General features: G+C 61.9%; 2 protein-coding genes. One reads left to right on the plus strand and one right to left on the minus strand.

Features of this window, described 5'->3' with window-relative positions; all coding sequences use genetic code 11:
- A partial coding sequence (locus tag ACZBJS_RS42425; protein ID WP_463440323.1) for a Ulp1 family isopeptidase occupies nucleotides 1-1,168 on the plus strand: 1,168 nt, incomplete at its 5' end.
- 172 nt (nucleotides 1,169-1,340) lie between these two features.
- On the opposite strand, the gene ACZBJS_RS42430 is transcribed toward ACZBJS_RS42425, so the two are convergent.
- Nucleotides 1,341-1,710: hypothetical protein (locus ACZBJS_RS42430; protein WP_463440324.1), on the minus strand; the 370-nt coding region annotated here is incomplete at its 5' end.

The following is a 1,710-nucleotide window of genomic DNA, read 5'->3' on the forward strand; positions in this document are numbered from 1 at the left end:
GCCGCTCTTCACCGGACCATCGGACGCGCCAGCTCAGTCGCCAGACACCTTCCGCGGTCTTCAGTCTTTCGTTGATCTGCCGTACACACCGCAGCAGATGCGCGACGATGCGCAGTCAGCGCCGGTGGGTGGGGCTGTCGCTAAACCGCCGCTCTTCACCGGACCATCGGACGCGCCAGCTCAGTCGCCAGACATTTTCCGCGGTCTTCAGTCTTTCGTTGATCTGCCGTACACGCCGCAGCAGATGCTTGACGATGCTCAGTCAGCGGCGGTCCTCAGCCCTGCCGGTAAACCCGCGTTCTTCGTCGGGCGGTCGGGCGTACCTCAGGCGCTTGAGGACGTCGGACACCGAGACGACGCGGATTGGCAGGATGGCCGCCCGCCGGTGCCGGATTTCTTACGCGATGTCCGGGATAACATCGGGGTCCTGCCGCCCCAGTCCAGCGGCCCAACCCAGGTCTCCGTCAATGGTGAGACCCGCTCGATCCCATTAGGGCCGCTAGGACGCCGCGGTGCGCAGGTCATCCATCATCCTCGCCCGTCTCCCGTCCCGGGTGCTCAGATCGGCCCCTCGGCTACCGTTGCCTCTTCCGGCCAGCGCAGCGGAGCCGTGCTGGGCCCCACGCAGTGGCTGGGTGACGAGCATATCCAGCGGGACTATGAGCTCCTGGCGCAGGAGTTGCTGCAGAACAATCCGGATCTCGCCGCCCGGACGCGGTTCGTGGATCCCCTGATAGCCCAAATGTTGCGATCCCCCTCCAAGGAGGTAGCCGAACGAGCATTAGGGTGGGTTCGCCATGATACAGCCGACTTCTTGTTCCTGCCGGTAAGCGATGCCAGCAATACGGATAGACATCAGCGCGGCAGTCACTGGTCGCTGCTGCTGGTTGATCGCCGCAATTGGGGCGGGCCGGTCGCCTTTCACTATGACTCCACCCAAGGATACAACGACAGGCCCGCAGCGGTACTCGCAGGACGGCTCGACGCTAACCTGCAACAGGCGCCGATAAGACAGCAGCAGAACGGTTATGACTGCGGCGTCTTTGTCGTGGACGGCACCCGGGAACTTGTAAGACGATTGGCAGCAAGACGGCCGGACCTGAACCTCAACAATCTTGTCATCAGCCGACCGGCACTGCGGGACCGACTAGGCGCTGGTGTCGGCTGAATAGGGCGCGACCCGAGTGAAATGCGCTTCTCGCCGATCGAAGATCTGCAATCGGTGTGTTCGCAAGCATCATCGCGTCTCACGTGAAGAACTGAGTACCCATACGACGAGACCACCTGATCGACGCATGCGCGCGGGCACGGCGAGCTCCATGGATGGCATTGCGTGAAGGTCAGGCGACTTGCTGATCGGCGGGCTTGTCGGCTCGGCGCAGGAGCTTCCATTCCAAGGGCAGCAATGCGCCATGATCAGCAACAAATGCCCGGCAGCACGTCGGGCTACCGAGACACCGCGAGGTCGCATTATCCGGCAAGCTTGAGCCCGGCCTCGCGGCGAGGAAAAAGTCGATCGATAACGCGTCGTCCGTGAAGAATGCAGATCGGCCTGGGAGACGGGTAGAAGTTGCCTCGATAAAGTATTCGATTTTGCAAGAAAGCCGGGTGTTGTGGCGCGCTTTCTTGCGTTTTTGGATTTTGCTTTCGAGCGATTCGTGATTCCCTGACGGCGGGTCATCGGCATTGGGGAAGGCGATGAGCAAACCG

The sequence above is a fragment of the Bradyrhizobium sp. KZN70725 genome (assembly GCF_055264925.1).